Here is a 23,635-nt window from a genome sequence, read left to right as displayed (position 1 = left end):
CCACCTGGCCGCGCACACGGCCCGTCTGGGCTCGCCGGCGATCGTCGCAAGCACGGCAAGCTTTAGTAACGCAAGTCGTCACTTCACGGTATGGAACACGGAGCGCTGGGTTCGTCTGTCTCTGAGACGGCTTTCCGGTTCGAGTTGACGCCGGAGACGGACCAGTCGTTCGAGAACGCTCTCTCGAAAGCCCGTAACGGCGATCGACTCACTGTCGACGACGGTGTCGAACTCCTCACGACCGGGACCGACCGGGAGGGGATCGACCCCCATCGCAAAGAGTCGGTGTTGGAGGCCGCCGACCGCCGACGCGCCGAGCGTGTCGGTGACGAGGTGACGTTCGTCGCGAACCTCAACAACAACGTCACCACCGCGTGTAACACGGGCTGTCTATTCTGCAACTTCAAGGACACCGCCGCGAGCTTCGAGCGATCGGCCGACACCGACCACGGTGGATTCACCAAACCCCCCGCGGAGTCACGACGGATCGTCCGGGACGCGCTCGCGCGTGGCATCTACGAGGTGACCTCGGTGTCGGGACTTCATCCCGCCTTCGCGCTTGACGCCGAACACCACGAGATACTGCTGAGCTACGAGAACCCTGCGAGCGACGTCAACTACAAACCACCGGCAGCGTACGACACCGACCCGGGGACCTACCTCGAACAGATGCGAGCAATGAGTGCGGACGGTGCGCATCTGCACTCGATGACTCCGGAAGAGGCGTATCATGCCCGTCGCGGCACTGAGTGGTCGTACGAGGAGGTCTATCGGCGGCTCAAACAGGCCGGACTCGCGAGCGTTCCCGGCACCGCGGCCGAGATCCTCGTCGACGAGGTGCGTGAGGTCATCTGTCCCGGCAAGATCGACACCGGTGAGTGGCTCGACGCGATGCGTGCCGTGGCCAGCGTCGGATTGCCGATGACTGCGACGATCATGTACGGTCACGTGGAAAACGAGATGCACCGGGTGATCCATCTCAAGCGGATCCGAGATCTCCAAGACCGGACCGGAAACATCACCGAGTTCGTTCCGCTGTCGTTCGTTCATCAGACGACGCCGCTGTACGAGCGTGGCCTCGTCGACGGTGGGGCCTCGCACGCAGAGGACGAACTGATGATCGCGGTCTCTCGGCTGTTCCTCGACAACGTCGAGCACATCCAGTCGTCGTGGGTGAAGTACGGCGACGAGCGAGGGCTGAAGCTGTTGTCGTGTGGTGCGGACGACTTCATGGGCACCGTCCTCTCCGAGGAGATAACCAAACGAGCCGGCGGCGGTCACGGGGAGTTCCGATCTTTCGACGACTACGTCGAGATGATCCGTTCGATCGGTCGGACTCCGGTGGAACGATCGACCGACTACGAGATGCGACGCGTCGTCGACGAGGAACCGCCCTGTGGGCCGACGCTCGGTCCACAGGCCGACGGAACGTCGTTGCTCGACGAACCGCTCTAGTCGACGTGACTACCGGACACGTGACGGATTAATAATAATAATTAAACGGTGCTGGACACCGTGATGCGGGTTCGTGCCAGCAGTAAACCGCGGCCCGTTGAGTCCGATCCCAGACCGAGTAACTCCTTGCTCGTTCAGTCGGAGCCGACCAGCACGGCGAGCAAGAGCGTCGCAACGACGAGACCCGCGAGGAGGCCGAACGCCACCTCGAACCGACCGCGGTTGGCGAACGCCCCGAAAACGAGCGGACCGGTCGCCCCGCCGAGGAAGTACACCGTTCGCAACAGTCCCAGCCCGGTTCCGTTCATATCGGCCGGGAGGCCGCGTACCAGCCGTGCCAGTGCGACGGGGGTTACCCCAAGCAGGGCTCCAGCGGCGAGCGTCAGCCCCGCGACTGGGTAGAGGCCGTCCACGAACGGAAACGCGACCATCGGGATGAGTCCGATTGCGAGCGCGACGCACATCACGCGGGTCGCGGAGAACCGATCCCCACCCGCGCCAGCCACGGGCTGGACGACCGTGCCCGACGCGTAGAACAGCCCGAACAGTGCTGCCGCCGTTGCGGGTCGGAATTCCTTGATTTCGGTGAGATACGTGGTGTAAAACCCGGTGAACGCCTGGATGACGAACATGACCAAGAGCAGCACCACGGTCAATCCCGCGACCCGTGGATCAACCAACTGTCTACAGACGTAGCGTGGGGACGGGAGAACGGCCTCGTCGGTTGCGTCCGCTCCCGTTCTCGTCGGGATAACGAGCCAGAGACCGACCGCCGTGAGCAAGAACGCAGGGATCGTGTAAACGAAGCCGGCACGCCACGAGACCGCCGCGGCGATCGTCCCGGCGACGACGGGCACCACGGCGTTACCCACGTGGCCGGCCGACTGTGTGAGACCCATGGCGACCCCGTCACGTCGGTCGTAGATGTCCGAGAGAATGGTGAACCGCGTCGGGCCGTACAGCGCGGTCGTCAGTCCCAATCCGACGATCGCGACCAGTACCGTCACCGGGGTCACCGCGGCGGCGACGACGACGGCAGCGACGGCACCGAGCGCGGTGCTAGTGACGAGGACGGTCCGTTCGCCCGCCCAGTCGGCGAGGATGCCGCCCGGAAACTGTCCGAGCGCGTACGCCGACCACAACAGGGTGAGGAGGAGTCCCGCCGTCGTGAGGTCGAAACCGAACTCCGCGCGGATGTACGGTAACAGCGCCGGCACGGTCACACGGATACCCATCGAGAGGAACCACCCGAACGCCAGTGTCACGAGAATCCGGCCTCGGCCCTCGCTCCACAGTTCGAGGCCGACGCTCCTCACACTACGTAGAGGCGAACTCATCACCAGCAGATCTGCGGTGGCGATGTATAAACAACCTCCGGAGTACGTTCCGACTCGGCTGGAAAAAACAGCGCGCGGTCGCGGTCGGAGGGGCGCTCGCCGGGACAGTCTCGTGCTCCGCCCTCAGACACGACCCAGGTCGTCGAGCGCTTCGTCGAGGATCGACCGGTCGAAGACGTCTTCGGTCGGCACCCGCGATTCGGTGACGCCGGAGGTCGCCGCGAGGTCGAGCATGAAGTCCATCGCCTCTTCGTCCAGCCCGCCGTTCACCGGGTAGAGTCCCTTCTCCTCGATGAACGAGTACGTCTCCCTGAGGTTCGACTCCTCGGGGCCGCCCCCAGGCGCGAACTTCTGGATGACGTCGACGTACAAGTCCTCGTTGCCCTCGCTCAGTTCGCGGGACGCCTGCACGAGCGCCTTCGCCCATCGAACGTACTTCTCCCGGTGCCGCTCGATGTTGTCCGGCGTGGCCATGAACTTGATCGTCCCCCACGCCGGGAGCGTGTCGATGAAGTACCCGAGGCTCGTGAGGTTCGGGTTGTCGTCCTTGATGCGGAGCCACTGCCCGTGGTGGAGCGCCCCAGCGGCGATGTCTCCCGTCTGAACAGCGGCGGTCCGGGCGCTGGAGTAGCCGATCTGGACGAGGTTCATCAGATCCGTATAGTCGTCGTCGGGCGAGAGGATCCCCTTGTCCAGTAGCGTTCCGACGATCTGGAGCACGTCGGTGTTCCGCGGGTTGTTCATCCCGATCTTCGGTCCGTTACCGTCCGCGGAGAGAAGGTCTTCCCACGTCTCGATCTGGGTACTGTCGACGACGAGGAGGTAGTCCGACCCGGAGTTGATCCCGAACAGCGATTTGAACGACTTCCCCTGCTCGATGATCGGAGCCGCGTTCATGAGCCCGGCCCGCGACAGTTCGGCCTCTCCCGCTACTTGTGACTGGAGCGAGATGTCGCTGCCGTCGGTGACGGTGATCGTCGCGTCGATGTCGAACTGGTTCAGCCCCACGTCTCTCGCGTGGTACGCGTTAGCCTCCTCGATACCGAACCCGGCCTCGTACGAGACCGACAGGTCCAATGGCCCGGTCGACGTGCTGGTAGCGGTGCTCGTGGCGGTCGATTCGCCACCGCCGGACCCGGCTGATCCGTCGTCGCTCGACTCAGTCGACCCGCCACCGCCCGAACCGCCGGTGCACCCGGCCAATCCGGCCAGCATGGCCACACCGCTTCCTTTCAGTACGTCTCTCCGTCCGAACGATCTCAGACCAGTCTCGTCTGGCATGAGCAAGGAATACAGCCAATATGGTATAGTATTTTCGAAGTAAACGGATATTTCCAGATATACGTCTTTCTACGCAGAGATAGAGTGGACATACGCGGTTCGTATGAACCGACCACGCGAGCGGGGCGAGATCCACTCCCCCGCCTGGGCCACCCCGTCTCCCTCTCGACGGGGTACACCAGAGGCTGACTTTCTCGATCGTGCCGAGATGATTCGGAGTATCTCCCGATAAACGACTCGTCGGTCCCGAGTCGTCAAGATAAATCGGCAGTCATACAAAGGTATTTCAATCTGGATCGAGACGTGACTATCGATGCCAGACACGACAGGGCTGGGCCCGATCAAAACGATCAGGCGCCGGCTCACGGGGTTTCGACTCGGCCACCTGGCCGACGAGTGGGGAATTCAGGCACTCTCGGTGGCTCTGGTCTTGGGCGCGTGGAACTTCGGCCTCTCGTCGATCGATTCGTTTCTGTTCCCGACGCCCGTCAGGGTGCTCGAGAGCATGATCCAGCACCTGTTCGTCGAACCCGTCCTCCTGTGGGCCATCGTCGACGCACTGCTCTTCGCCGGTGTCGGCTACCTCGCTGCCGCCGTCCTCGGCGTGTCGACGGGCGTCCTGATCGGGCTCTGGACGCCAGCACGGAACACGCTCAATCCGATTCTGGACGCGCTGTACATCACGCCCATCATCGCGTTGATCCCGCTCGTCATTCTGGTGTTCGGCCTCTCCATAGTCGCGAAGGTGTTCATCGTCTTCCTGATGTCGGTGTTCGTCATCGCGTTCAACACGATCACCGGAATCGAAGAGACGCCCGACGAACTCGTCGCGGCCGCGAGCGTGTTCGGTGCAAGCGACCTGCAAGTCTTCCGTGAAGTGTACATCAACGCCGCGCTCCCGAACATCCTGGCCGGTCTCCGACTCGGGTCCGGACGGGCGGTCAGAGGGATGGTGATCGCGGAACTGTTCATTTTCGCCGACGAACTCGGCGAGTTCCTCGTCGGTGCGGGACAGACGTTCAACATGCCGCGTCTCTACGCGACGATCTTCTCCCTGTCGCTCGCCGGGCTCGTCGTCGTGAAGCTCGCTCGAGCGATCGAACTGAGCCTGCTGTCGTACAGAGCGACCGAGGCGTAAGACGAGGGAGGTCTCCGTCTTCGTCCTCCGTTTCCTTCCGCGGCCGTCCATCTGAGCCGCTTGAGCGACTTCCTGGGGCGCGTCCGATCGTTCTGCACGCTGGCTCCCCGTTGCGACCGTCGGTCGCTCGACGAGCACGCCCGGACACGGTCGTCGGAGCGGACTGTCGGAGCCCTCTGCCATCGAGTCGGGAGATCGGATCAGCAGGTACCGGATTCCACTCCGACCACTGGCGGGGGAGCCACGGGCGCGTCGAGCGAGTCATCGCTCCACTCGGCGGGCACGACTCCCCGCGTGAATTCGACACGCGTACTCTTGACACGCTCCCGGTCGAGAGCACGCGGTCCATGTGACCCCGGCAGGTATCCCCCGGCGACGAACCGCGCCGCTTCGACGAGTCACAGGCTATGGCGAAGGCAACGAGTGAACACCGATCACGGGCCACTGTGACCGTGTGAGGACCGCGACAACGACGAATGGAGGAACGAAAAAGGAAAGAAGGAACAAGAGACTCGCCACAGCGCGAGGGGGACGACAGACGCGGTCGGTGGCCGTTCGGCGCTTAGCCCGCTCAGTGGTCGGATGCGCCACGCCACGGCGCGACCCGTTTCTCGACCCAGTAGAGTCCCTTGACGCTGAGGATCGCCAAGATCATGAGCGAGAGGATCGCCGCGAAGAGGCGGTCTACCTGCTGGTAGAGCTGGTAGGCGTTCAAGAGTTGCCCGACACCCGCCAGGATCCACAGCTCCGCGAGGACCATGCCTTTGAACGCGCGACCGATCCCGAGGCGCACCCCGGTGATGATCTCGGGGAGGGCCGCGGGGAAGATGACGTGTCGGAACATACCGACACCGTTCGCTTCGTACGCTCTGCCGGCCCTGATAAGTTCCACGTCGATGTCCTCAACGCCCGCCTGGAACGTGAGGAGCATGTGGAACACACAAAAGAGGAACACGACCGCGACACGAAAGTTCAGCTGGGTCCCGAAGACGATGATCAACAGCGGCAGCATGCTCGACACCGACGTGACGAACATGAAGTTGATGTACGGCTCGAACGCCTTCTTGGCCACCCTGCTCCGGGCGATCACCATCCCCAGCGGGAGCGACACGGCCAAGGCTAAAAAGAAGCCGAGCAGGAGCTGCTGGAGGCTGTTATACAGGGGCGCGAGAATCTCGCCAGAGGCGTAGATGTCAACGAACGCGAGGACGGTCGCCGAGAACGACGGCAGGAAGAAGTCACCGACCGAGCGCCCGACGAGTTCCCACACGCAGAGGATCCCTCCCCACACCACGAGTTGCTGGACCCGTGGGTGACGGAGAGGCTCGGCCGAGACGACGTCGAGTCCCGTACGGGTGCGCAGGCTCATGCCGTCTTGTTCCGCGGCTCGTTCTGCATCGTGTTCCAGATGTCGCGGCGCAGCCGGATAAACTCCGCTTGCTCTTCGATGTCGTGCCCGTAGCGTGGCCGGTCGAACGGCACGTCGACCTCGCGACGGACGTTGCTCGGGTCGTTGCCCATCACTAGAATGCGGTCCGACAGAAGGAGCGCCTCCTCGATGTCGTGAGTGACGAACAGGATCGTCTTTCGGTCCTGTTCCCAGATTCGGAGGAGTTCCGTCTGCATTACCTGTCTCGTCTGCGCGTCGAGAGCACCGAACGGCTCGTCCATCAGCAGTACCGTCGGGTCGACTGCCAGCGCCCGTGCGAGCCCAACTCGCTGTTGCATCCCGCCGGAGAGTTCACGCGGATAGCTCTCCTCAAACCCCTTTAGTCCGACCATCTCGATGTACTTCGCGGCTCGTTCCTTCCGGTCCGCCTTCGGGTGTCCCGTCATCTCCAAGCCGAACGCGACGTTCGAGAGCGTCGTCCGCCACGGAAAGAGGTTGAAGTGCTGAAACACTACGGCACGGTCGGTGCTCGGGCGTTCGATCGGCTCTCCCTGGTACAGCACGCGACCCTCGGTCTGGTTGGTCAGCCCGGCGAAGATGTGCAGTAGCGTCGTCTTCCCACACCCGCTCGGCCCGAGCAACGAGACGAACTCGTTCCGTTCGATCCGAAACGACGCGTGCTCGACCGCCCGCACCACCTCCTTCGACGGGTCGTCATCGTTGTACAGTTTGAGTACGTTGTCCGCTTCCAGAACGGGAGTCGATCGGCTCCTCCGGTGAGCGGTTGCCGTATCGGCCATGCCACCAACTCCAGCCATGATAGTAAGTAATTTGCTGTTCCACTCGTTTTCTCGGACGAGTGTTTGGTGATATTCGTTGAAGATCCGACATAGGGTTGACAAACCTCAATACAGTGCCGGACTTCGTCCAAGGGGACGGAGTTACGACTCGTGCCCCGACGTGACGTACCCATCCCGGATCCCCGTCAGGGTCAGGTCGTAGGTCGGGAGATCGATCCGTCCGCCCGTCACCGCAGGAGCGGAATGATCTCGTCGGCGGTCAGTTCCATCTGTAGCCCGATGTCGTCGAACGAGTGTCGGTAGTCGAAGATCACGTAGTCCATGCCGTTGTCGATGTATCCCTGCAACTGTTCTGCGCACTCAGTGGCCGTGCCCGCGATGAAGTAGCCGCGGATCTCCTCCTTGTCGGTGTATCCTCTGTTCGTGTACTTGTTGACGTCCTGAATGAGGAGCGGGAAGTTCAACCGGTCTTCGGCGGCCTCTGTCGTCTCGTCGACGCTGACAAGCGGGACGAACCCGACTGAGATGTCACTCCCGTGTTTCTCCTCTTCGTCCCGAAGGAGCCGCATCTTCTTTTTGAAGTCCTCCAGAAGCAGGCGTCCCGGGAGCCAGCCCTCGGCGATCCGCGCCGACCGTCGAACGGACGTCACCGATCCACCCCCGTACCAGAGCGGAACCTCCTCGGTGGGTCGTGGGTTGATCGTCACGTTCTCGAACTCGTAGAGTTCGCCCTCGTGGGAGACATCTACCTCCGTGAGCAGGCGGTGGACGACCTCGAAGTTCTCCTCGATCAACTGCGGGCGTTTCTCGTACGGGATATCGAGCGCGTCGAACTCGTGTTTGTGCCGGCCGGGTCCGAAGCCGATGTGAACCCGCCCGTCGGAGAGGTAGCTCAGCGTTCCGATGTTCTGCGCCAATTTGATCGGGTGACGACACGGCCAGAGGATCGCCGTCCCGAGATCTATCTCCTCGGTGACCGAGCTCAAGGCCGCGTGGGTCAACAGTGGCTCCAGGAACGTATCCTCCGTGATGCCGCCGTGTTCTTTGTCCTCCGGGGGGATGAACACGTGATCTCGAACCCACACCGAGTCGAACCCGAGTTGCTCTGCCTTGACCCCGACGTCCATCACTCGCTGTCGTGTACACTCACTGGAAAAATGGGGGAGAAGTACCCCAAATTTGGTATTGTCTGGCACAAACGTTGAATATGGTGACGTGCACTTAGCTATTCCGCACGCACTGAATCCCGCCGTGTGCCCGGACCCGACGCGAGGCAGCCGACGCCCGGCCAACCACGACGCTCGTCCGAACACCCGTGAGGCGTCGTGCAGCCGTCAACGGCCGACGTTGGTGGGATACGCATCCGAGTCGGCTCCGCACTCGGTCGTCCGCGATCCGTTCCCACCCGTCGTGTCCGTCGCCCCGTCCCCCCGCGCCGTCTCGCTCCCGACGGACAGACGGGGGGAGGGCGCGAAACATTGAAGCACACGCCGGATGAGCCACAGTCGATGGACAACGGCGACGGCTACGCGTTCGAAGCGCACATCGACGACGAGTATATGATCGAGACGCTAGTCGAACTCTTGCAGGAGGACACGGCGGTTCCACTCGGACCGGAGACGCTGATGGAACCGGACCACGAGAAACTCGTCCACTTCGTTCAGGAGGTGTTCCGGCCGAAGTTACGGGAGATTGGCGTTCACGAGATCATCGAGTTGCCGAAGAACCAGCTCGCGGTTCGGATGGGCTCCGGTGATACCGACGAGAGTCTGCTCGTCATGGCGTACACGCCCGCACAGCACCACAACTGGATGGAAAACCCCTTTTCGGGGAAGATCGGTATCCCGGACGATCCGGCGATCGACGAGCCCTGTGCGTTCGGGCAGGGTGCCGAGCAGAACAAAGCACACCTCGCGGCGATCCTCACCCTCCTGAAGGCGTTCGTCGACGGGGAGACGACGATCGACGGCACGGTGTACTTCGTGGTGAACAACGAGGCGCGGAGCACGCACGAGTGTTCACGGGCGATGCTCCCGGAGTTAGATCCCACCCCCGATCAGGGGCTCCTCCTCATCGGGGGCGGGAACGCAGTCCAGGTCGCGAACCGTGGTCGTGTGGACGTGCTCGTCCACGTCGAGGGGCAGGTCACGCACTCGAGCGATCCCGACGGGGGTCTGAACGCGATCATGGGGGCGACCGAGGTGATCGACCGCATCGACGCGATCGAGTTCACGGCCGAACACCCGACACTGGGACGGCCACACGCGCTTCCCTACCAACTCTCGTTCGACCCGGTGGCACCACACACACTCCCGGAGTACGCACGGCTCAAGATCGACCGTCGACTGCTCCCGGGCGAGGACGTCGACGCGGCTGTCGACGGGATTCGCGAGGCGATCGGCGACATGTCTCCCTACGAGGTGACCGTCGAGAAGGATGTCGTCATGGAACCGTCAGTGGTCGACCCCGACGAGCCGGTCGTGCGGCGACTCCAGCGATCGATCGAGTCGCTCGACAGCGAACCGGCCGAACTATACCACGCGAAGGGCGCGTTCGATGCCGGGGGGCTGACGAACCGGGGGATCCCGACAGTCATGTGGGGTCGCCCCGAGCGGGGGGAGACGATCATGGGCGACGACTACGTCACGCTCCGTGGCGTCCGTGAGGAGGTGCGGATCGTCGGACGGACGATCGTCGACGGACTCTCGTTACCGCCGTCGGCGAGCGACTGATCTCGTGGCGTGTGCGGAGTCGTCAGTGAACCTCTCGATCACACGAACGAGTTCAAGACATCCGCGTTGCTCAGGTAGTAGTCGATGGACTTCTCCATCTTGGCCTCGTCCCAGACGAACTCGACGTTCTGTTCGATGACGTGTTCGGGGAGATACCACGGTTCGCCGATGGCCGCCTGGTGGTAGATCAGCATGGCGTTGTACTCGAGCTTGATGCTCCCCAGCACGGCCTCCGTGACGGTCGCTCCCGCCACGACGGCACCATGGCCCTTCAGCATCAGTGCCCGGTCGTCGCCGAGCAACGCCGCCACGTCCTTCGCCTCGCTATCCGTCGTGATCAGCGTTCCGCCGCGTTCGTCGTACTCATCGTACACGGCGACGGAGTTCTTCTGGATCGTCCCGACCTGATGGACGGGTCGCAACTCCAGACCCGCGCTCGCGACGATGACTGCGTAGGGGGAGTGGTTGTGACAGATCGCCCCGACATCGTCACGTGCTCGATAGATCTGCGAGTGGATCGGCGTCTCGCCGGGGACCGAGTCAGGGTAGCCCGAGCGCGTCAGGTCGTACGTCTCGAACTCCTGTATCCCCGCCGTCCCGGGGCTCGTATTCCCGTTGATGCAGATCAGGTCGGATCCGTCTCCGACTCGACTGCTCAGGTGTCCCTGCTCGTCAAAGATCCCGAAGCTGTCCAGAACTCTACATCCGGTCATCAACTGTTTTTTCAGTTCGAGGGAATCTACAGACACAGCTCACAGACCCATTCGTTTGTCATAATATTTTCGACAGAGACCGACGTTCCGACAGAGCTGACGATCATCGAAGAGGACGTAACGCCGGCCGTGTGCTGTTCTCATGATATGATCGGTGGCGATGAACTGATACCGGATCAAGCGTCCGAAGAGATATATCTTTAATTCGCATCCATGTCCTTCCGGGGCAGAAGATTGTCGGCTCTCGTCGGGTGACCGAAGGGCCGCTCGACACCACCGGAAGCCCGCTCGTGACGGAGACGAGGCAAGCGACCACGCGTATCAGGACCGGAATTCAGGGATTCAACCCGTTCGACCTGATCTATCCTTTATCACTGTTCACACTGCGGTTTCGGGCGCGAAGCCGCGATCTGTACGCAATCCTGCAGGGTCGATCGAACGGGATCGAGTCCGTCGATCCGGTTTCCCCCGTCGATCTACCGAGAGCCCTCGTGGAGACGCACGGGCTTCGACGCACCGAAGTACCGAGTCGAAGGTGGGACCACCGGAGAGCACCCGTAGGCGCGTCGACACAGGAATTGTGTGCAGAGGTAGTTGGATTAGTCGGCCGACCATTGCGCGCGACGAACGTGTCGAAGGGTCGGGGAACGAGACCGGATCCCGGCGGTCGTGATTCGACCGGACGGTTTGTCGTATCCCGCGGTCATATCAACTTTTATTACTAATACGTAGTTCGATAGTTTTGGTGGCAATCTGGATCGAACAGCGAGACGACCGCAGGCGACAGGCTAGATGCTGGCCCGGTGACGACATAGATCCGAGCACGCTCGTGAGCGATGTGAGGTACGTCGATCGGACGCGTCACGGATTGTCTGCGGTGGTCCACCGGTCTCGGATCGTTCCCTCGTCTCCGGTCCGGGAGCCACGAGCGAGAACGCTCCGTCGCGTCCGGCCCACGACGTCGCCGAAAGTCGGAGGGTTCCGACGGTGCGTATCGCGTCGATGGTAGATACGTTCGCACGGCCACGCTCGCACGCCGGCCCCGATATGGAGCGGGTCGGGGTCGAGACGAGAGACGGAAAAGCACAAAAACATGTATGTTTCTTGTATTGATCTCGTATAGTTCCGTGTTTTGAGGTGTTAGACAATGGATTCCACCCAGTCGCAGAAGGATCGACCGAGCCCTCACCGTCCAGTGAGTTCGGGTCCGAAGCCGAGACGGTTCAGGCCGGGGAATCGAGAGCGGTGCTCGACGCGTCAGTGGAATCGACTGTCTCAGCCCGGTCGACGCTGTCGCGTCCTCTGCTGCGCTGGACTCACGTGCGGTCGCCCCGTTCACCCTCTGGGGCGGCTGCGACGCCTTCGCGCGGTCCCGTCACCGTCGCGACGGCGCTACCCGTCGGCCACCTGTTCGGCCGTCCCCTGACTGAATACCAGCCGTTCGAGCCGGTCGGACTCTCCCATCAACACGGTGCCGAGGGTGCTCATCACGAGCACGTACCCCACCGCGAACGCCGGGATGATCTCGGTCATCACGCGGCCGGTACCGCCCGCGGCGAGCGCCGCGATGACGAGCGAGAACTCGCCGCGGGAGACCATGCCGAGGCCGACCCGGAGCGACCGCTTCGGCGGGAGGTCGTAGACGCGGCCGCCGTAGTAGCCCGAGACGATCTTCGTGGGGGTGGTCACGACGACCGTGATAGCGAGCGGGACCGCCACCGCGACGACGAGCCGCGGGTCGGTGTTGACGCCGATCCAGAAGAAGAAGACGGCGGCGAACACGTCGCGGATGCCGAGGAGCCGGCGCTCGATGCGCTCGCGGTGTTCGGTCGTCGAGAAGCCCATCCCGATGAAAAAGGCCGCGACCGCCTCGCTCACGCCGAGCGAGAGCGCGAAGCCCGCGATCGGGACGAGGACGCCGAGCGTCCGGAGGACGAACGGTTCGGGCGCGTCGACGTCGAGCACGTCGGTGAAAAAACGTGTGCCGTACTGGACGGCCACGAGGAGCGCCCCGAGGAAGCCGAAGGCGACCGCGAGGCTCTGTGCCACCTGTCCGATGCCGTCGCCGCCGATGACGAGCGAGGTGACGACCGCGAGGTAGACGGCGATGACGAGGTCCTCGAAGACGAGCGTCCCCAGGATCGGTTCGGACTCCGCGTTGGCGATCCAGCCGAGGTCGATCAGCGACTTGGTGATGATCGCACTAGAGGAGATGTAGACGATCCCGCCCAACAGAAGCGCCTCGACGAGCGACCACCCGAGCGCGAGGCCGATGACGACGCCGATGGGGAGGTTGATGCTGATGTCGATGAGCCCCGATCGGGTGATGTTCGTCCGCGCCGCGAGCAGGCGGTCGAGGCTGAACTCTAAGCCGAGGAAGAACAGCAGGAGGACGATCCCGAGCTCCGCGAGCAGAGTCAGCGCCTCGCCCGTCTCGACGTACGGCATGCCGAGGCGACCGGCGACGAACGGGCTGGCGAGGGTTCCGCCGACGACGTACAGCGGGATGACCGAGAGACCGAGGCGCGCGCCGACCGCCCCCGCGATGGCGACCACGACGAACAGTTCTCCGAGTTCGAGAAGCGAGAACTCGACCATCTCACTCGTCCGTTACGAGCGACTGGAACGTCCGACAGGCGTCCCTCGGCCCGACGGCGAGGAGGGTGTCACCCGCCCGGATCTCGGTGTCGCCGCCCGGGTTGGTGATGGTGACATCGCCCCGCTGGACGACGATGACGTTCGCGCCGGTCTCCTGGCGGAGGTCCGCGTCGCCGAGCGTCGTTCCGGCGAGGGGGGAGTCGTCAGGCACGTCGACCCACTCGATGAGCGTGTCGCCGCCCAAGAGCGTCTCGATGTCGCCCGTGCGAACCGGCTGGAAGTACGCCCCCTCCAAGATCGTGCCGACCTGCCGGGCGAGCTGGTCGGGAAGCTCGAAGAGCTTCTCCGAGTCGGCCTCGGCGTCGGGACGGCGGAACACCTCGCGCTTGCCCGTGTTGTGGGTCACGACGACGAGCCGGGAGCCGTCGCCGAGTTCGATCTCGTGTTTCTTCCCCACGCCGGGAAGGTCGCTCTCGTAGACGGTCACAACCGGAGTTCGAGCGAGCGGCTAATAAACCTCACCGCAACAGCCACAGCACCACCCACATCGCCCCGCACGCGACCGGGGGGATCGAGAGGTTGTCGTCGACGACGTAGCCCGCGACGACCGGCTTGACGCCGTCGGCGACCGTCGCGCCCGCGGCCCCGGCGAGCCCCGCCGCGACCACCGTCGTGGACGGGTCGAACCCCTCGGCGACGAACGTCCCGACAGCGAGCGCGAGGCAGACGCCGAACATCGCCACGAGCGTCGTGACGCCCTTGATTTCGCCGACGTCAGCCGAGCCCAGCAGTCCGGAGATGGGGTCGCCGACCGCGAGCATGAGCATGCCCGAGGCGGCGACGGGCGGCGCGAAGACGAGCGCGACGGCGCTCATGCTGTAGGTGTACAGCGCGTAGCCCGCGGGGTTGTCCTGTTCGTACTCGCGGGTGAGCCGGTCGTAGATGGCCCAGTCAAGGCCGACGCCGAGCCGGAGCGTCTCGAGTACCGTGGCGACGACGGCGCTGACGACGAACAGCCCGGCGACCGCGGCCCAGGGGACGAGCCCGGCGAGGTAGCCGAGCGGCACGAGCCCGCCGCTGGCGTGGACGAGTCGCCGCTGGAGTTCGCTCACGCACTCACGCCTCTGCGCCGGGCGAGACGGGGTCGTACGCGTCGAGCACGTCGTCGAAGGTGCGGACGCCCGCCCGGAGGTCGAGGAGCACGGAGACGAGGTCGTCGATCGGGACGCGGACCTGCGCCGCGGAGTCCCGCTCGCGAACGGTGACCGAGTCCGGACCGTCGCCTTCGAGCCCGTCGCGGTCGACCGTCACGCAAAAGGGCGTGCCGACCTCGTCCTGTCGGCGGTAGCGCCGCCCGATGCTCCCCGAGTCGTCGTGGACGACGCTGAAGCCGGCCGCGCGGAGGTCGGCGACGAGTTCGTCGGCGCGCTCCGTGAGGTCCTCGACGTTCGACACCAGCGGGAAGACGCCGACGTCCGTCGGTGCGACGGTCGGTGAGAGGTCGAGGTACGTCCGCGTCTCGCCGTCGACCTCGTCGGTGCGCATGGCGTGGGCGACGAGCGTGTACACCGTGCGGTCGACGCCGAAGGAGGGTTCGACGACGTGCGGCGTGACGTGTTCGCCGGACTCGGTCTGCTCCTCGACGCGGAAGTTCGCCACGTCGGTCGGGACGGCGTACTCCGTGTCGCCGGCCTCGACCGTGACCTCGCTCCCCTCGAACGCCGACGGGTCGCGCTCGGCGAGGTCCTGGAGGGCGTCGGCGACGTCCGCGGCGGCACCGCCGAACTCGGGGCCGAGCACGCTCATGTCGGGATCGACGACGGCCGTCTCGACCGTCTTGGGCTCGTCGTACTGTCTGAAGACGGTGAAGTCGTCGGCGGCGTGCTCGGCGTGTTTCGAGAGGTCGTAGCTCCCCCGATAGGCGAAGCCAGCGATCTCGATCCAGTCGCCGTCGACCTCCGCCTCCGCGTCCCAGCAGTCGGCGGCGTAGTGGGCGCGCTCGCCCGCGAGGTGCTGGCGGAAGCGGAACCGGTCCATGTCCACGCCCACGGAGTCGTACCACTCGGAGGCGACCCCGAGGAAGTAGCCGACCCACGCGTCGCCGATCACCCCGTCGGCGACGGCCTCGCCGATGGTGGTGTCGACGATCGACCCGTCGTCGTCGGTCTGCTCGGTCGCGGGGTAGAGGCGGACCGCGACGTCCGCGACCGCGGAGAGGTCCGGCTCGTCCCGCTCGGGGTCGACGAACTGCTCTAACTCCGCCTGCGTGAACTCCCGCGTGCGGACGAGGCTCTTCCGGGGTGAGATCTCGTTGCGGTACGCCCGACCGATCTGCGTGACGCCGAAGGGGAGCCGGTTGCGGGCGTACTCCTTGAGTCGGGGGAACTCGACGAAGATGCCCTGCGCCGTCTCCGGTCGCAAGTAACCTGGCGTCGACGACCCCGGGCCGATGGTGGTGCCGAACATGAGGTTGAACTCCTTGACCGCCTCGCCCGCTAACGGAGCCCCGCAGTTCGGACACGCGAGGTCGTGCTCTTCGATGAGCGCCTCGACCTCGGGGATCGGGAGCGACTCCGCCTCCTCGACCCCCGTGGCGTCCTCGATGAGGTGGTCCGCGCGGTGGGACTCGCCACACTGGGGACACTCGACGAGCATGTCGTCGAAGCCGTCGAGGTGGCCCGACGCCTCGAAGACGGGTTCGGGCATCACCGTTGGGCCGTCGATCTCGAGGTTGCCTTCCTCGATGGCGAAGCGCTCGCGCCAGGCGTCCTCGACGTTGCGCTTCAGCGACGCCCCCTGTGGTCCATAGGTGTAAAAACCGCCGACGCCGCCGTACGCGCCGGCCGCGCCGAAGAAGAAGCCACGGCGTTTTGCGAGTTCGGCGACGGCTTCGCCTTCGGACCGTTCCGGCATCGTCAGAGCGCCTCCAGCAGGTTGATGTCCCGCACCACGCCTACCAGTTCGTCACCGCTCACGAGCGGGATCTGCTCGATATCGTTCGAGATCATCATCTGGGCGGCGTCCTTCGCCGTGCGGGTGCGCGAGACCGTCACGAGGTCGGTCGTCATGAACGTCTCGACCGGCTCGGTGGGGATCTCGACGTTCCGGGTGGGGATGTAGCGGTTCCCGACCGCCTTGATCCCCTCCCACATCCAGTCGTTGTCCTGGTTGGCGATCGAGTCGCCCGTGCCGTCTTCGCCCTCGACCACGCGCGCCACCTCGATGATGTCGACCTCGGTGAGGATGCCGCTCATCCGGCCGTCATCGTCGAGCACCACGGCGTACGGCACGTTGGCGTAGTAGATCTCCCGCTCGGCCACCGTCAGGGGGGTCCCGACGTACGTCGTGTTGATGTCGTGTGCGGCGAGGTCGCCGATCGCGGCGTCGCCGTCTGCCTCGCCGCTGGCGATGGCGTGGACGACGTCGGTCACGGTGACGATGCCGACGAGGCCGCCGTCGACGACGGGAACCCGGCGCGTCCCGGTGTCGACCATCAGTTCGGCGACCGCCTCGACGGTGGCGTCCGGGGCGGTCGTCGGTACCTCCCGCAGGAGGAGCGCGAGTTGGTCCTCGTCGGGCTGCTCGATGAGGTCCTCCCGGGAGACGAGCCCGCGGTACTCCTCACCGTCGTCGGTCTGTTTGACGACGGGAACCGAGGAGAAGCCCCGCTCCTGAAGGTACGTCAGGACGTCGTCACGGGTGCCCGGCAGTTCCACCGTGACTACCTCCGCTCGTGGAGTCATCGCGTCGGCTACGTTCATACCCCCGCTTACATGCCCCCTCCTCTTGTACTCTGCGAAGCGCGGTATCAGCCTGATCGGAAGACACCGGCGGGATGCTCCGGGGTTCGGCCGCGCCGCGGTGGCACGCCCGACGCCGCGTGTGCGAAGGTCTGCGTCTTCCCGGAGCCGAAACGGCCAAACACACGATTCTAGAAGGTGACCCACACTGTTTGCACAGAAATACGTGGTGAACGCGCGCGATTGGCCGTAACTACCGGGGCGATTGGGCAATTCACAAGCGATGCATCGACGCGTTTATATTAGAGTGCTACATTGTACCAAACATGACGGATGCGACCACTCCCGTCGACGCTTCGAGCACCGAGGTCATGGCCTCGGTGGACTCCGCCCCCGGCCGGTCGCAGTTTATCATCGCGGACGTAACATGCGACGACGCCTGGATGGCGGTCCGGCTCGAGGAGGCATCGGCGCTTCCGGAGTGGCGCTAGACCACCTTTTTCTGGAGCGACCGCGCACCGACAGGTGCGCGTGTCGCTCCCCGAAAAAGCTGGAACAAAAACTTCCGACCCGAGTCGAGGCTGTGGTCGGACGTCGGTAGTGTGGGCTGTCTGTGGGAGTCGGTGGTGTAGACTGTCTGTGGGAGTCGGTGGTGTAGACTGTCTGTGGGAGTCGGTGGTGTAGACTGTCTGTGGGAGTCGATGGTGTAGACTGTCTGTAGAGTTCTGTATTGTAGACTATCGGTGGGGAGTCGGTAGCGTAGCCAAGCGCCGAGTCACCGTGGAGTCGCCTGTCGGCGGTGGCTGAGAGGGTGGCCGACTGTCGACGACCGGCCGTCGACGGACGACTGGAACTTTTTTGTCGGGTACCGCCGTGGTGTGGAGCATGAACTACCGGGAGGTCACGCCGACCCGCGAGTTCCTCTGCTCGCTCGAACACGGGACGGACTGGCGCGAGGAGATCGAGGAGTTCGCCGCGCGGGAAGGGATCGAGTCGGCGTGGTTCAACGCGATGGGTGCGGTGCAAGACGCCGAGGTGTGGTTCTACGACCAGGAGGACACGGAGTACCAGTCCGTGCAGTTCGACGAACCGCTCGAAGTGGCCGCCTGCGTCGGCAACGTCGCGCTGCTGGACGGCGAGCCGTTCGCTCACACCCACGCGGTGCTCTCGCGGCGCTCGGGGCAGTCGCTCGCGGGCCACCTCAACGCTGGTACTGTCTTCGCCGGCGAGGTCTACCTCAGAGCGTTCGAGGAGCCGCTCGAACGCGAACACGACGCGGTGACCGACCTGGACCTCTGGCTGTGAGCGGAGGCGACGCGTGAGACCCGCGGACGAGCGCTACTTCGAGCGGATGGAGTCGCGGCTCGACGAGGCGTTCGAGCGCGCGGAGGCGGCCAAAGCGCAGGGGTGGGACCCCAAGCCCGAGGTCGAGATCCCCGTCGCGAAGGACATGGCCGACCGCGTCGAGAACATCCTCGAGATCCCCGGCGTGGCCGAGCGCGTCCGTGACCTCGAAGGGCGGATGTCCCGCGAGGAGGCCGCGCTTGCACTCGTCACCGACTTCGTCGAGGGCTCCGTCGGGGAGTACGAGTCGAAGGCCGGGAAGATCGAGGGCGCGGTCCGGACCGCGGTGGCGCTGCTCACGGAGGGCGTCGTCGCCGCCCCGATCGAGGGGATCGACCGCGTCGAGGTACTGGAGAACGACGACGGCACCGAATTCGTCAACGTCTACTACGCCGGCCCCATCCGCTCGGCGGGCGGGACCGCACAGGCGCTGTCGGTGCTCGTGGCCGACTACGCCCGGACGCTCCTCGACATCGACGAGTACAAACCTCGCACGGACGAGGTCGAGCGCTACGTCGAGGAGGTCACCCTCTACGACAAGGACACCGGTCTGCAGTACTCGCCGAAGGACAAGGAGACGCGCTTCATCGCCCGGAACATGCCGATCATGCTCGACGGCGAGGCGACGGGCGACGAGGAGGTGTCGGGCTACCGCGACCTCGAACGGGTCGACACGAACAATTCCCGCGGCGGCATGTGTCTGGTGCTCGCCGAGGGGATCGCGCTGAAAGCCCCGAAGATCCAGCGCTACACCCGCAAGCTCGACGAGGTCGACTGGCCGTGGCTACAGGACCTCATCGACGGCACCATCGGCGACGACACGGCCGACGCGGAGGCGGGAGAGGAGACGGACGAGTCGGCGGCGGCGGACCGCACCTCGGACGAACTCGAGGACGACTCCCCCGACGAACCGGCGGGCCCGCCGCGGGTCGAGCCCGCGACCAAGTTCCTCCGCGACCTCATCGCCGGCCGTCCCGTCTTCGGCCACCCGTCGACTCCCGGTGGCTTCAGGCTCAGGTACGGGCGCGCGCGCAACCACGGCTTCGCCACGGCGGGCGTCCACCCTGCGACGATGCACCTGGTCGACGACTTCCTCGCGACCGGGACGCAGATCAAGACCGAACGGCCGGGCAAGGCCGCCGGCGTCGTCCCCGTCGACTCGATCGAGGGGCCCACCATCCGGCTGGCGAACGGCGACGTCCGCCGGATCGACGACCCCGCGGAGGCGCTCGAACTCAGAAACGGTGTCGAGGCCATCCTCGACCTCGGCGAGTACCTCGTCAACTACGGCGAGTTCGTCGAGAACAACCACCCGCTCGCGCCGTCGTCGTACACCGTCGAGTGGTGGCGGCAGGACCTCGAACACGCGGGCGGCGACGTGCAGGCGCTGTCGGACGACCCCCACGTCGACCTCGCCGACCCGACCCCGGCGGAGGCGTTCAGGTGGGCCACGGAGTACGACTGCCCTCTCCACCCGGCATACACGTACCTGTGGCACGACCTCTCCGTTCCCGACTTCGAGGCGCTCGCCGACGCGGTCGAGGCTGGGAGTGTCGAGGCGGCGACGGCCGACGGCGGCGTCGCGCTCGACCGCCCGGCCGACGAACTCGACGGGGTGCTCGTCCTGCCCCGGACCGAGACGACGACCCACGCGCTGGAAACCCTGCTCGTCGAACACCGACAGACCGCCGACGAGCTCCGCGTGCCCGAGTGGGGGCCGTTCGTCCGCTCGCTCGGTTTTACGCTCGACCTCGACCGCACCTGGGAGCGCCTCTCCGAAGACGCGCGGACGTGGGGAGGGGGAGAAAACGCCGTCGCGGCCGTCAACGAAGTCGCCCCGTTTCGGGTCCGAGAGCGGGCACCCACTCGGATCGGCGCGCGGATGGGTCGCCCCGAGAAGAGCGAGAGCCGCGACCTCTCCCCGGCGGTCCACACCCTGTTCCCCATCAGCGAGGCGGGCGGCAGCCAGCGCGACGTGAGCGCCGCGGCCAAGGCGCGGGGTGACGACGGCCACCGTGGCCACTTCGACGTGCAGATGGGTCGTCGGCTGTGTCCCGACTGCGGGACGGAAACCTACAAGTCGCGCTGTCCGGAGTGTGCGGGCCACACGGAGCCACACTACGAGTGCGACGACTGCGGGACGGTCGTCGAGCCCGACGACGCCGGACGCGTCTACTGCGACCGCTGCGAGCGCGACGTCTCGTCGGTCGCGTGGCAGCCGGTCGACCTCAACACGGAACTCCGGGCGGCGCTCGACGACGTCGGCGAGCGCGAGGCCTCCTTCGACATCCTCAAAGGAGTCAAGGGACTGATGTCGTCGAACAAGACGCCCGAGCCGATCCAGAAAGGCGTCTTACGGGCGAAACACGGCGTCAGTTCGTTCAAGGACGGCACCGTCCGCTACGACATGACCGACCTGCCGGTGACGTCGATCCGACCGTCGGAGCTGGACGTCTCCGCCGCCGACTTTCGCGAATTGGGGTACGACACCGACGTCGATGGCGACCCGCTCCGGTTCGACGACCAGCTGGTCGAACTGAAGGTACAGGACATCGTTCTTTCGGACGGGGCGGCGGAGCACATGCTCAAAACCGCCGACTTCGTCGACGACCTACTCACGCGCTTTTACGACCTGCCGCCGTTTTACGAGGTCGACGAACGGCAGGACCTCGTCGGCGAACTCGTCTTCGGAATGGCCCCGCACACGTCGGCGGCGGTCGTCGGCCGGGTCGTCGGCTTCACGTCCGCGGCGGTGGGGTACGCTCACCCGTACTTCCACGCGGCCAAGCGACGGAACTGCTTCCACCCGGACACGAAACTGTGGTTCCGAGACGAGGACGGACAGTGGCGTCACGAGCGGATCGAGGCGTTCGTCGAGGACCGACTCGACGACCCCGATCAAGACGACTTCGGAACGCTCGTGCAGGACCTCGAAACCGAGGTGTTTGTCCCCTCGCTCGACGAGACTGGCACGCAGGTGGTGAAACCAGTTCAGGCGGTCTCGAAGCATCGGGCACCTGAACACCTGGTTCACGTCGAGACGAGAAGCGGCCGTGAACTCACGGTGACCCCGGATCACGAGATGCAGGTGTTCGACGGCGAGAACGTCGTTTCGAGGTTAGCTGCGGAACTGACCACGGACGACCACGCGATCACGCCAGCCGAGCTGGAAAGCGTTCGGCCCGACATCGAGTGTCCGCGATTCGACCTTCTGGCGGAGTTCCTCTCGCTCGACGACTTCCCGCTGGAGCGGTTGACAATCCGTGGGCTGGACAGGGACCGTCTCTACGCGCTCTTCGAGTCGACGCTCGCCGACGAGTGGGTAGGACCGTTCTATCCGTTGCAGAGCACGGCGGAGTATCTCGGTCTCTCGAAGAAACGGCTCGGCAACTATCTCTACAGAGAGAGTCTCCCGGTCACGCTCCTCCGCGAACTCTTCGAGTCCGACTCGGAACTCTGCGCACGGCTCCCCGACGACGTGCAGCTCGGTCTCACGCGCGATAGAACGTCTATCGACCGAACCGTCGAGGTCGACGAACGGCTCGCGACTTTGCTCGGCTACTACGCCGCGGAGGGATTCACCCGTGCACAGGAGACGTCAAAAGGGACCGTTCACCAGACGACGATCTGTGGCACGGAGCCGGAAGCACGCGACTTCTTCGTCGAGACGCTCCGCGACTCGTTCGGAGTCCACCCGTGCGCAGAGAACGACGCCGAGGTGACCGCCTCGGGGCGACTACTTCAGACGTTCTTCGATACGGTCCTCGATTCCGGTCCCACCGCGGCTGAGAAGCGGACCCCACAGTGCATCTTCGACGCCCCCGACGCCACCGTCGAATCGTATCTCCGTGGCTACTTCAGCGGTGACGGCACCGTCGAATCGGGTGCACTGGTTGTCTCGGCAACGACGGTCAGTCCGGAACTCAAAGAGGACCTCGTTGCACTCCTCAAGCGTCTCGGCATCGCCTCTCACGTCAACGCCCACGAGCCCGCTCCGCTGTGCGAGCAGTTCCCCGACTCCGCCGACATCGACGACGACGAGTCGATATCCACCCCCTCGTACGTGCTCCGGATCACGTCTTCGGACGCGGTCCGGTTCTCTCGGCGCGTCGGACTCCACCTCTCTCGAAAAGACGAGCAACTTCGTCGCCGGGTCGGGGAGACCCCCGTCGCCGGACGCCGCGTGTTCGACGGGGGGACGGGAGAGTATCTGGTCGAGTCCATCGTATCCGTCGAATATGTCGCCGCCACCGGCGACCACACGTACTGTCTGACTGTCGAAGATACGCACTCGCTGGTCGCGAACGACCTGTACACGAAGCAGTGCGACGGCGACGAAGACTGCGTCATGCTCCTCATGGACGGCCTGTTGAACTTCTCGAAGGAGTTCCTTCCCGACAAGCGGGGCGGGCAGATGGACGCCCCGCTGGTGATGTCCTCGCGAATCGACCCCTCGGAGATCGACGACGAGGCGCACAACGTCGACATCGTCCGCGAGTACCCCCGCGAGTTCTACGAGGCCACCCTGGAGATGGCCGATCCCGAATCGGTCGACATCACGATCGCCGAGGAGACGCTCGACACCGACCACGAGTACCACGGCTTCGAGCACAGCCACGACACCTCGAACATCGCGCTCGGCCCGGATCTGTCGGCGTACAAGACGCTCGGATCGATGATGGAGAAGATGGACGCCCAACTCGAACTCGCGCGGAAGCTCCGGGCCGTCGACGAGACCGACGTCGCCGAACGCGTCATCGAGTACCACTTCTTACCCGATCTCATCGGCAACCTTCGGGCGTTTTCGAGGCAGGAGACGCGGTGTCTCGACTGTGGCGCGAAGTACCGCCGCGTCCCGTTGACGGGCGAGTGCAGAGAGTGCGGCGGCCGGGTGAACCTCACCGTCCACCGCGGCTCCGTCAACAAGTACATGGAGACAGCGATCAGGGTCGCCGACGAGTACGACTGCCGCGACTACACCAAACAGCGGCTCGAAGTGCTGGAGAAATCCCTGGAATCGGTGTTCGAGAACGACAAGAACAAACAGAGCGGGATCGCGGATTTCATGTGACGCGTGCGGTCACCGCGTGAGTGACGGGTCGATCGA

At 64.8% G+C, this 23,635-nt stretch carries 17 protein-coding genes; 6 read left to right on the top strand and 11 right to left on the bottom strand.

What is annotated here, in order from left to right:
* The first annotated feature begins 90 nt into the window (after positions 1 to 90).
* Positions 91 to 1,455, top strand: coding sequence for a 7,8-didemethyl-8-hydroxy-5-deazariboflavin synthase subunit CofH (gene cofH, locus NKJ07_RS16915; RefSeq protein ID WP_318567960.1), 1,365 nt, complete (start codon positions 91 to 93; stop codon positions 1,453 to 1,455).
* Positions 1,456 to 1,589: 134 nt separating this feature from the next.
* Here the strand turns inward: cofH and NKJ07_RS16910 are convergent, their stop codons facing one another.
* Complete coding sequence (locus NKJ07_RS16910; protein WP_318567959.1) at positions 1,590 to 2,720, bottom strand: MFS transporter; 1,131 nt, start codon at positions 2,718 to 2,720, stop codon at positions 1,590 to 1,592.
* A gap of 195 nt (positions 2,721 to 2,915) precedes the next feature.
* On the bottom strand, positions 2,916 to 3,869 hold the full coding sequence (locus NKJ07_RS16905; protein WP_318567958.1) for an ABC transporter substrate-binding protein: 954 nt from the start codon (positions 3,867 to 3,869) through the stop codon (positions 2,916 to 2,918).
* A 517-nt stretch (positions 3,870 to 4,386) separates the two neighbouring features.
* On the opposite strand from NKJ07_RS16905, the gene NKJ07_RS16900 reads away from it, so the two are divergent.
* Positions 4,387 to 5,211, top strand: coding sequence for an ABC transporter permease (locus tag NKJ07_RS16900; RefSeq protein WP_318567957.1), 825 nt, complete (start codon positions 4,387 to 4,389; stop codon positions 5,209 to 5,211).
* 571 nt (positions 5,212 to 5,782) lie between these two features.
* On the opposite strand, the gene NKJ07_RS16895 is transcribed toward NKJ07_RS16900, so the two are convergent.
* The 3 genes from NKJ07_RS16895 to NKJ07_RS16885 all read right to left on the bottom strand — a co-directional run bounded on the left by NKJ07_RS16895 (position 5,783) and on the right by NKJ07_RS16885 (position 8,528).
* The gene (locus tag NKJ07_RS16895; protein WP_318567956.1) at positions 5,783 to 6,580 is read right to left on the bottom strand and encodes an ABC transporter permease; all 798 of its coding nucleotides are present in this window, start codon (positions 6,578 to 6,580) and stop codon (positions 5,783 to 5,785) included.
* Positions 6,577 to 7,401 carry an ABC transporter ATP-binding protein gene (locus NKJ07_RS16890; RefSeq protein ID WP_318567955.1) on the bottom strand — a complete coding sequence of 275 codons (825 nt, stop codon included), beginning with the start codon at positions 7,399 to 7,401 and terminating at the stop codon, positions 6,577 to 6,579. The genes NKJ07_RS16895 and NKJ07_RS16890 overlap by 4 nt, the downstream gene beginning before the upstream one ends.
* Positions 7,402 to 7,628: 227 nt before the next feature.
* A complete protein-coding gene (locus NKJ07_RS16885) occupies positions 7,629 to 8,528 on the bottom strand; it encodes an LLM class flavin-dependent oxidoreductase (RefSeq protein WP_318567954.1) in 900 nt (299 codons plus the stop codon).
* A gap of 381 nt (positions 8,529 to 8,909) precedes the next feature.
* Between NKJ07_RS16885 and NKJ07_RS16880 the strand changes: the two genes are divergently transcribed.
* Positions 8,910 to 10,133 (top strand): M20 family metallopeptidase, encoded by a 1,224-nt coding sequence (locus NKJ07_RS16880; protein ID WP_318567953.1) that lies wholly within the window; start codon positions 8,910 to 8,912, stop codon positions 10,131 to 10,133.
* Between the two features lie 38 nt (positions 10,134 to 10,171).
* Here NKJ07_RS16880 and NKJ07_RS16875 read toward each other — a convergent pair whose 3' ends face one another.
* The 6 genes from NKJ07_RS16875 to NKJ07_RS16850 form a co-directional block, all read right to left on the bottom strand.
* Positions 10,172 to 10,882 (bottom strand): class II aldolase/adducin family protein, encoded by a 711-nt coding sequence (locus tag NKJ07_RS16875; RefSeq protein WP_318567952.1) that lies wholly within the window; start codon positions 10,880 to 10,882, stop codon positions 10,172 to 10,174.
* 1,356 nt (positions 10,883 to 12,238) lie between these two features.
* Positions 12,239 to 13,444, bottom strand: coding sequence for a cation:proton antiporter (locus tag NKJ07_RS16870; protein ID WP_318567951.1), 1,206 nt, complete (start codon positions 13,442 to 13,444; stop codon positions 12,239 to 12,241).
* Position 13,445: 1 nt separating this feature from the next.
* The gene (locus tag NKJ07_RS16865; protein ID WP_318567950.1) at positions 13,446 to 13,931 is read right to left on the bottom strand and encodes a cation:proton antiporter regulatory subunit; all 486 of its coding nucleotides are present in this window, start codon (positions 13,929 to 13,931) and stop codon (positions 13,446 to 13,448) included.
* A 31-nt stretch (positions 13,932 to 13,962) separates the two neighbouring features.
* Entirely contained in the window at positions 13,963 to 14,556 is a 594-nt protein-coding gene (locus NKJ07_RS16860; protein ID WP_318567949.1) for a dolichol kinase, read from the bottom strand.
* 4 nt (positions 14,557 to 14,560) lie between these two features.
* Entirely contained in the window at positions 14,561 to 16,357 is a 1,797-nt protein-coding gene (glyS, locus tag NKJ07_RS16855; RefSeq protein WP_318567948.1) for a glycine--tRNA ligase, read from the bottom strand.
* A gap of 2 nt (positions 16,358 to 16,359) precedes the next feature.
* Positions 16,360 to 17,205 carry a CBS domain-containing protein gene (locus NKJ07_RS16850; RefSeq protein WP_318567947.1) on the bottom strand — a complete coding sequence of 282 codons (846 nt, stop codon included), beginning with the start codon at positions 17,203 to 17,205 and terminating at the stop codon, positions 16,360 to 16,362.
* A gap of 305 nt (positions 17,206 to 17,510) precedes the next feature.
* On the opposite strand from NKJ07_RS16850, the gene NKJ07_RS16845 reads away from it, so the two are divergent.
* The 3 genes from NKJ07_RS16845 to polC all read left to right on the top strand — a co-directional run bounded on the left by NKJ07_RS16845 (position 17,511) and on the right by polC (position 23,599).
* The gene (locus NKJ07_RS16845; protein ID WP_192918403.1) at positions 17,511 to 17,675 is read left to right on the top strand and encodes a DUF7556 family protein; all 165 of its coding nucleotides are present in this window, start codon (positions 17,511 to 17,513) and stop codon (positions 17,673 to 17,675) included.
* Positions 17,676 to 18,069: 394 nt separating this feature from the next.
* Positions 18,070 to 18,489 carry a PPC domain-containing DNA-binding protein gene (locus NKJ07_RS16840; protein ID WP_318567946.1) on the top strand — a complete coding sequence of 140 codons (420 nt, stop codon included), beginning with the start codon at positions 18,070 to 18,072 and terminating at the stop codon, positions 18,487 to 18,489.
* A gap of 13 nt (positions 18,490 to 18,502) precedes the next feature.
* A complete protein-coding gene (polC, locus tag NKJ07_RS16835) occupies positions 18,503 to 23,599 on the top strand; it encodes a DNA polymerase II large subunit (RefSeq protein ID WP_318567945.1) in 5,097 nt (1,698 codons plus the stop codon).
* Positions 23,600 to 23,635: the final 36 nt, after the last annotated feature.

The sequence above is a fragment of the Salinigranum marinum genome, from assembly GCF_024228675.1.
Lineage (GTDB): Archaea > Halobacteriota > Halobacteria > Halobacteriales > Haloferacaceae > Salinigranum > Salinigranum marinum.
Note: the sequence above shows the minus strand (reverse complement) of the source record. Positions and strands in the feature narration are given on the sequence as shown.

Bases quoted from the DNA above. Each gene is read 5' to 3' on its own strand.
- cofH (WP_318567960.1), top strand. From the start codon at position 91: ATGGAACACGGAGCGCTGGGTTCGTCTGTCTCTGAGACGGCTTTCCGG.
- NKJ07_RS16900 (WP_318567957.1), top strand. From the start codon at position 4,387: ATGCCAGACACGACAGGGCTGGGCCCGATCAAAACGATCAGGCGCCGG.
- NKJ07_RS16895 (WP_318567956.1), bottom strand. From the start codon at position 6,580: ATGAGCCTGCGCACCCGTACGGGACTCGACGTCGTCTCGGCCGAGCCT.
- NKJ07_RS16890 (WP_318567955.1), bottom strand. From the start codon at position 7,401: ATGGCCGATACGGCAACCGCTCACCGGAGGAGCCGATCGACTCCCGTT.
- NKJ07_RS16885 (WP_318567954.1), bottom strand. From the start codon at position 8,528: ATGGACGTCGGGGTCAAGGCAGAGCAACTCGGGTTCGACTCGGTGTGG.
- NKJ07_RS16880 (WP_318567953.1), top strand. From the start codon at position 8,910: ATGGACAACGGCGACGGCTACGCGTTCGAAGCGCACATCGACGACGAG.
- NKJ07_RS16870 (WP_318567951.1), bottom strand. From the start codon at position 13,444: ATGGTCGAGTTCTCGCTTCTCGAACTCGGAGAACTGTTCGTCGTGGTC.
- glyS (WP_318567948.1), bottom strand. From the start codon at position 16,357: ATGCCGGAACGGTCCGAAGGCGAAGCCGTCGCCGAACTCGCAAAACGC.
- NKJ07_RS16850 (WP_318567947.1), bottom strand. From the start codon at position 17,205: ATGAACGTAGCCGACGCGATGACTCCACGAGCGGAGGTAGTCACGGTG.
- NKJ07_RS16845 (WP_192918403.1), top strand. From the start codon at position 17,511: ATGACGGATGCGACCACTCCCGTCGACGCTTCGAGCACCGAGGTCATG.
- NKJ07_RS16840 (WP_318567946.1), top strand. From the start codon at position 18,070: ATGAACTACCGGGAGGTCACGCCGACCCGCGAGTTCCTCTGCTCGCTC.